We start from the raw sequence: 6,882 nt of genomic DNA on the forward strand, positions 1-6,882 counted from the left end.
GTCTACCACGGCGGCATGTGCCCGAAGTGCGAGGGCATGGGCTCGGTCAACGACTTCGACCTGACCGCGCTGTACGACGAGAACAAATCGCTGAACGAGGGCGCGCTGACGATCCCCGGCTACAGCATGGACGGCTGGTACGGCCGGATCTTCCGCGGCTCCGGCTACTTCAACCCGGACAAGCCGATCAAGAAGTACACCAAGAAGGAACTGCACGACCTGCTCCACCGGGAGCCGACGAAGATCAAGGTCGAAGGCATCAACGTCACCTACAGCGGCATCATCCCGGCGATCCAGAAGTCGTTCCTGTCCAAGGACGTCGAGGCGATGCAGCCGCACATCCGCGCGTTCGTGGAGCGGGCGGTCACGTTCACCACCTGCCCGGACTGCGGCGGCACCCGGCTCAGCCAGGAAGCGCTGTCGTCGAAGATCAAGGGCAAGAACATCGCCGACCTGTGCGAGATGCAGATCAGCGACCTGGCCGACTGGATCCGCAAGCTCGACGAGCCGTCGGTGGCGCCGCTGCTCGGCGGCTTGCAGCACCTGCTCGACTGGTTCGCCGAGATCGGGCTCGGGTACCTCTCGCTCGACCGCCCGGCCGGCACGCTGTCCGGCGGTGAGGCGCAGCGCACCAAGATGATCCGGCATCTCGGGTCGTCGCTGACCGACGTCACCTACGTCTTCGACGAGCCGACGATCGGCCTGCACCCGCACGACATCGAGCGGATGAACAAGCTGCTGCTGCAACTGCGCGACAAGGGCAACACCGTGCTCGTCGTCGAGCACAAGCCGGAGACGATCGCGATCGCGGACCACGTCGTCGACCTCGGCCCCGGCGCCGGCTCGGCGGGCGGCACGGTCTGCTACGAGGGCGGCCTGGCCGGGCTGCGGACGAGTGACACCACCACCGGCCGCCACCTCGACGACCGCGCGAAGCTGAAGGAAGCGGTGCGCGAGTCGACCGGAAAGCTGGAGGTCCGCGGCGCGTCCACGAACAACCTCCGCAAGGTGGACGTCGACATCCCGCTCGGGATGCTCTGCGTCGTCACCGGTGTCGCCGGGTCCGGGAAGAGTTCCCTGATCCACGGCTCGGTCGCGGGCCGCGAGGGCGTCGTGGTGATCGACCAGGGTGCGATCCGCGGTTCGCGCCGGAGCAACCCGGCGACGTACACCGGGCTCCTCGACCCGATCCGCAAGGCGTTCGCCAAGGCCAACGGCGTGAAGCCGGCGTTGTTCAGCTCGAACTCCGAGGGCGCCTGCCCGACCTGCAACGGCGCCGGCATCATCTACACCGACCTGGGCGTGATGGCCACGGTCGAGTCGACCTGCGAGGAGTGTGAGGGCCGGCGCTTCCAGGCGTCCGTGCTCGAGTACACGTTCGGCGGCCGCAACATCGCCGAAGTACTCGCGATGTCGGTGAGCGAGGCCGAGGAGTTCTTCGAGGACGGCGAGGCACGAACGCCGGCCGCGCACAAGATCCTGGACCGGATGGCCGACGTCGGGCTCGGGTACCTCACGCTCGGGCAGCCGCTGACCACGCTGTCCGGTGGCGAGCGGCAGCGACTGAAGCTGGCGACCCAGATGGCCGAGAAGGGTGATGTCTACATCCTCGACGAGCCCACCACCGGGCTCCACCTCGCCGACGTCGAGCAACTGCTCGGCCTGCTCGACCGCCTGGTCGAGTCCGGCAAGTCGGTGATCGTGATCGAGCACCACCAGGCCGTGATGGCGCACGCCGACTGGATCATCGACCTCGGTCCCGGCGCCGGCCACGACGGCGGCCGCGTCGTGTTCGAAGGCACCCCGTCGGACCTGGTCGCCGCCAAGTCGACCCTCACCGGCGAACACCTGGCGTCGTACGTCGCCTAGAAGCACCGGGGGAGAAGGGATCCCGGCCCGTGCGTCACCTGGTGAACAGGCCCGCGTTCAGGAAATCGGCTCCGAAGGTGCCTTCACGGTCGGTGCGGACGGCTCGTAGCTCGACCGGGTCGAGCACGCGGAAGATCCGGGTGAGATCGTCCAGTGAGAACGCCATCCCTCCCTGAGTATCACCGCTCCGGACGATCTCGCGGTCGTCCGGAGTCTCCATGCGCTCCGCCGCGAACGTGACGATCGCGAACCGGCGGCCCACCGACGGCAGGACCCGCTCCAGGTAGGTGATCCGGCGGTGCGGCGCGATGTGGTGGAAACAGCCGGGATCGTACACCAGGTCGAACGGCCCGGCCGGCACCTCGTCGCGCACCACGTCCACTTTGCTCAATGCGACCGACGCCGGCATGGACGGCCGGACCTGCTCCAGCAGTCCTTCCGCGAGATCGATGCCCACGACAACAGCACCCTGCTCCGCGAACCACCTGCTGTTGCGTCCACCGCCGCATCCGATGTCGAGCACCCGGGCACCATCCAGGTCGCCCAGCAGACCACGCTCGTACCAGTCGACCAACGCCTCGTCAGGCAGTCGAGTCGCCAACGGATGCCCGGGCCGCGTCAGCAACTCCGCCCAGAAACCCGCGGCCGCCTCACCGGCCCGATCCCCACGCTCGCTGCCGTCGACGACCTCGTCCAGCAAGCCGAACAGCTGTCCCACAGTGTGGATTCGAGGAGTCACCACGCGATCCTAGGTTGTCCCGGCTGCGGCCAGGAGGCGGGCGGCGAGGGTGTGGCAGCGGGTGGTCAGTTCTGGTGGGTCGAGGACTTCGAAGGAGTGGCCGAGCAGGACGACGTGCATGAGGACGAAGTCGAGATTGCTTGCGCCGCTGAGGATCTCGCAGCGGTCCGCGCCGTGCGGTCGTACGACGGCGGCCGAGGCCGGCACCTGGGCGCGCACCGTGTCGGCAGGCGCGTGGACGAGGAAGCGTGCCTGCTCCGGATACACCCGGCTGGACACGCTCTCCTGCACGTACGTCGCCGCGTCGGGCGCCTCGCGGGGACGGAAATGCCACGTCCGCGTGGACACCTCTCTCACCCGATCGACGCGGAAGCTGCGCCAGTCGTCACGGTCGAGGTCGTAAGCGAACAGGTACCAGCGCCGGTCGGAGGCGACCAGACGATACGGCTCGACCCGGCGACGGCGCACCTCGTTCCCGGACGGGTAGTCGAAGGTGATCTCCACCGTGTCGCGGCACGCTCTCGCCAGTGTCATCAGGGCCTCGGGGTCGACCGACGTACGGCCGCCGCCAAATGTCTCGACCGATCCGGACAGCGCCCGTACCTCACGTTGTAGGCGGGTCGGCAGGACCCGGTCGAGTTTGGTCAACGCGCGGACCGCGGCGTCGCCGGCTCCTGCGACCGCGCCACCCGCACCGGCGAGCAACGAGACTGCGGTGGCGATCGCTTCCTCGTCGTCGAGCAGCAGCGGCGGCAGGTCCTGCCCGGGACCGAGTTGGTAGCCGCCGCCGACGCCCTGGCTCGCGTGCACCTGGTAGCCGAGGGTCCGCAGTCGCTCGACGTCCCGCCGTACGGTCCGCGGGGTGACACCGAGCCGGTCGGCGAGTTCGGTGCCGGTCCAGACCTGCCGCTGCTGCAGGAGCCCGAGCAGGGTGAGAACACGTTCCGTCGTGCCGCGCTCGTCGTCCATGTCGCCCACTCTGCCAGAGATAGCGGACCGATCCTGTCCGCTAGCCGTGCGACAGTGACAACAGCCGAAACCACACGAAACGGAGTACTCCGATGAGCCGCACCATCCAGGTCACCTTCGACGCTCACGATCCGAAGGCGTTGTCGACGTTCTGGCGCGACGTGCTGGGTTACGTTCACCCCGGGCCGCCAGGCGTCGAGCTGCCCGCCGGCGCCGACCCGCTGGCCGCGTGGGACGAGTTCCTGGAGCGGGCCGGCGTACCGGAGGATCAGCGGAACACCGCGTCGGCGCTCGAGGACCCCGACGGCGACGGCCCGCGGATCTTCTTCCAGCAGGTGCCGGAGGACAAGGTGGCCAAGAACCGCGTCCACCTCGACGTCCGCGCCGCCCCCGGCCTCGAGGGAGCCGACCGGATGGCTGCGCTCGAGGCCGAGTGCGACCGCCTGGTCGCGCTGGGAGCGAAACGCATCCAGCGGTTCGAGCCGGCGCCGCCGCTGAGCCTCGGGACCATCGTCATGAACGACCCCGAAGGCAACGAGTTCTGCCTGGACTGAGTCAGTCCCGGACGCGGTCGTAGACGAGTGCGAGCGCACCCTGCTCGCCGCTCGACTGGCTGGTCAGCCTCCACCGGGCCTCGGGCAGGCCGTCCTCGAACAGCCGCGGCCCGGCGCCGAGGAAGATCGGGAAGATCATCAGCGCGAGGCGGTCGACCTTGTCGGCCGCCAGCAGCGCCTTGATCACGCTGGCGCTGCTGAACACCACGATGTCGCCGCCCTCGGTGGCCTTGAGCTCGTCGACCACGTCGGCGGTCGGCTTGTTCACCACCGTCGTACGCTCCCACGGAGCCTCCGTCAACGTGGACGACAGCACCACCTTGTCGGTGGCGACCAGCCACTTCGCGAACGCCTCGTCGCGCGAGTCGGCTCCTTCCGTCCCGATGACGGTCGGCCAGAAGCCCATGAAGCCTTCCGCGTTCACCCGGCCCAGCAGCGCCGTCGTGGCAGGCGTGAAGAGGCTGGTCATGTGGTCCCGGGCGACGTCGGTGACGGCGTACGGGAGGACCCAGCCCATGTCGTTGGCTTCCGGCTTGGAGTAGTGGCCGTCGATCGAGCAGTTCATCGCGACGACGACCCGGCGGCCGTTGGTCTGCTGCGTCATTGCGTGCTCCTCACGTCTGATGTCGGTTGGGATTGGGCGGCGACGACGGCCGCCAGGTTGTCCAGAGCCTGGCCGAAGCCGAGCTCGATCCCTGCGATGAAGTCCGCGGAGTCGACAGTGCTGTCGGTGATCCGGTACACGACGTCGAGGTCCGTGCCGGCGCCGGTCGGGCGGAGGTCGATCTCCACCTGCGAAGTGAAGGCGACGCTGCCGTCGGGCAGCGCGGGGGAGAGGTGGTAGGACAGGCGCTCGGCTGTGCGTACGTCGTCCACGGCCCCTTCCCCCCGTCCGGCGACCTGGTCGGAGTTGTCGGTGTCCTCGGCATCGCGGTACTCGAGCACGATCCGCCCGCCGGGCCGCGCCTCGAAGACGAGCTCGGAGACGCGGAGATCGGTCGGCGTCCACCAGTTGGCCAGCAGCTCCGGCTCGACCAGATGAGACCAGACCGCCTCCGGGGCCGCGCTGAGCGACCGGTGGAACCTGAACACGCGGCCGTCGGCCCACCCCGCCTTCTCCGCAGCCGACCGCTCCGCGTCGAGGCTCAACCCGTGCCGGTCGAACGTTGCACGCGACCCGCCGGCCTCGTCCACCGTGTCGGCGAGCTGCGTCAGCGCAGCCGCGAGATCGCGCAGGGGAGTGGCCTGCAAGGCGTAGATTCGCCGCTGCCCCGTTCGCTGGGACACCACGAGGCCGGCTCGCTCCAAGGTCTGCAGATGTTTCGTCGTCTGCGGTTGCCGGGCGTTGGCCAACTGCGCCAGCACGCCCACCGACCGCGGCCGCTCCGCCAGCAGCCCGACAAGCCGCCACCGGGCTGGATCAGCCAGCGCACTCAGTACTCCGTCCATGGCTTGACTATTCACCATGGAGAATATTCGTGTCAAGGAATCTGTCGGCTGGTGGGCGAGCGTTCCGCGCCAAATCGCTGGCACTCGCAGTCGGCAACCTGCCAGGGTGCCGATATGGCCGAGGTTGTCGTACCGCTGAGCGTTCGCGATCTGACCGAAGCCGACCTGCCCCTCTGCGGCTGGTACGGGGGAGCGACAGCTCTCGCGTCCTTGGCTGAAGCGATCCACCGAGCCCGCCGCGGGGAGGTCGACTATCTGGCCGTCTGCCCACCTTCCGGTCTGCCGGTCGCGGTCGGCGGGATCGACTACACGAAACCACCCGGGGCGGCGACTATCTGGCAGCTGTCGGTCCAGGCACAGATGCGCTCATGTGGGATCGGTTCGGTCCTGATCGAGGCTTTGGAGCAGCGAGCGCGCGGCCGCGGGCTGCGCTGGGTCGAGTTGGGCGTGGACGACAACAGCGCGCGGCCGCGCGCGTTGTACGAGCGGCTGGGCTATGTGGTGAGTGGCAGCGAGCTCGGCGCGTGGGACGAGGAGTCCGAGGATGGGTCCACGGTCCGCTACGAAACGCGGATCACTCTGCTGCGTAAGCAATTGAGTTAGCACCAGATAGTTCCGCTGGTTGGGCTGCCGGCGGCTCAACGCATTGACCGCGGAGTACCCGGCGAGCGGCGGCGTGGCGACGTACTCGGCGTCTGTGACGCGTGTGTGATTCGTACCGGTGAGGCGGTTGCGAGCTGGACGGCGCTCAGGATGCTCGACAGGCTGGCCGGGTGGGCCAGCTTCAGGTCCGCGAGATCGCTGGGCCGGAACCAGCGAAGATCGTCGTGTTCCGCGGGGGCGGCGTTGACAGGTTCGCCGTCCCAGCGTGTGACGAGGAACGCGTGCATCTCGAGGTTCGGGTCGCTGATCGTCAGCGGGAAGGGTGCAGGGTCGTGGACGCGGACACCGAGTTCTTCGAGACATTCCCGGCTGACTGCCTGGTGTGGCAACTCGCCCGACTCGACATGTCCGCCGACGAGGTCCCAGCAGTCGGGATACCACCGACGCGATGGGTGACGATGTACCAGAAGCACGAGGCCATCGCGCACAAGTGCAGCGACTGAGATCGGAGTCCGGGCGACCATGCCGGCACTCTAGAAGCAGGTCCCGACACGTCACGATGGAGCATGGGCGACGCGGACTCTCGTGTCGTGCCGCCGGCGTACCACTGCAACTGACATATGAACGGATAACCCCTCGGCATGCCGGTTCTCCTACTGTCTGAGGGCGAATAACCGACATTGCCGGGGGATATCCGTT

Annotated in this window: 8 protein-coding genes; 3 read left to right on the top strand and 5 right to left on the bottom strand. The window is 68.3% G+C overall.

Annotated elements, in window-relative coordinates:
* A partial coding sequence (locus E1218_RS34255) for an ATP-binding cassette domain-containing protein (RefSeq protein WP_132327197.1) occupies nucleotides 1-1,869 on the top strand: 1,869 nt, incomplete at its 5' end.
* A 34-nt stretch (nucleotides 1,870-1,903) separates the two neighbouring features.
* Here the strand turns inward: E1218_RS34255 and E1218_RS34260 are convergent.
* Together E1218_RS34260 and E1218_RS34265 are read right to left on the bottom strand one after the other, a co-directional pair.
* Nucleotides 1,904-2,608: a class I SAM-dependent methyltransferase gene (locus tag E1218_RS34260; protein ID WP_165949545.1), complete on the bottom strand. Its 705-nt coding sequence runs from the start codon at nucleotides 2,606-2,608 to the stop codon at nucleotides 1,904-1,906.
* Nucleotides 2,609-2,617: 9 nt separating this feature from the next.
* Nucleotides 2,618-3,577, bottom strand: a complete 960-nt coding sequence (locus tag E1218_RS34265) for a helix-turn-helix transcriptional regulator (RefSeq protein WP_132327199.1) — start codon at nucleotides 3,575-3,577, stop codon at nucleotides 2,618-2,620.
* A gap of 92 nt (nucleotides 3,578-3,669) precedes the next feature.
* Here E1218_RS34265 and E1218_RS34270 point away from each other — a divergent pair, with 92 nt between their 5' ends.
* Entirely contained in the window at nucleotides 3,670-4,131 is a 462-nt protein-coding gene (locus E1218_RS34270; RefSeq protein WP_132327200.1) for a VOC family protein, read from the top strand.
* A 1-nt stretch (nucleotide 4,132) separates the two neighbouring features.
* On the opposite strand, the gene E1218_RS34275 is transcribed toward E1218_RS34270, so the two are convergent.
* Together E1218_RS34275 and E1218_RS34280 are read right to left on the bottom strand one after the other, a co-directional pair.
* Nucleotides 4,133-4,735: a dihydrofolate reductase family protein gene (locus tag E1218_RS34275; protein WP_132327201.1), complete on the bottom strand. Its 603-nt coding sequence runs from the start codon at nucleotides 4,733-4,735 to the stop codon at nucleotides 4,133-4,135.
* The gene (locus E1218_RS34280) at nucleotides 4,732-5,580 is read right to left on the bottom strand and encodes a metalloregulator ArsR/SmtB family transcription factor (protein WP_132327202.1); all 849 of its coding nucleotides are present in this window, start codon (nucleotides 5,578-5,580) and stop codon (nucleotides 4,732-4,734) included. The genes E1218_RS34275 and E1218_RS34280 overlap by 4 nt, the downstream gene beginning before the upstream one ends.
* Nucleotides 5,581-5,694: 114 nt before the next feature.
* Here E1218_RS34280 and E1218_RS34285 point away from each other — a divergent pair, with 114 nt between their 5' ends.
* Nucleotides 5,695-6,183 (top strand): GNAT family N-acetyltransferase, encoded by a 489-nt coding sequence (locus E1218_RS34285; protein ID WP_132327203.1) that lies wholly within the window; start codon nucleotides 5,695-5,697, stop codon nucleotides 6,181-6,183.
* 35 nt (nucleotides 6,184-6,218) lie between these two features.
* Here the strand turns inward: E1218_RS34285 and E1218_RS34290 are convergent, their stop codons facing one another.
* Nucleotides 6,219-6,707, bottom strand: coding sequence for an NUDIX hydrolase (locus E1218_RS34290; protein WP_132327204.1), 489 nt, complete (start codon nucleotides 6,705-6,707; stop codon nucleotides 6,219-6,221).
* Nucleotides 6,708-6,882 lie beyond the last annotated feature (175 nt).

The organism is Kribbella turkmenica, from assembly GCF_004348725.1.
Lineage (GTDB): Bacteria > Actinomycetota > Actinomycetes > Propionibacteriales > Kribbellaceae > Kribbella > Kribbella turkmenica.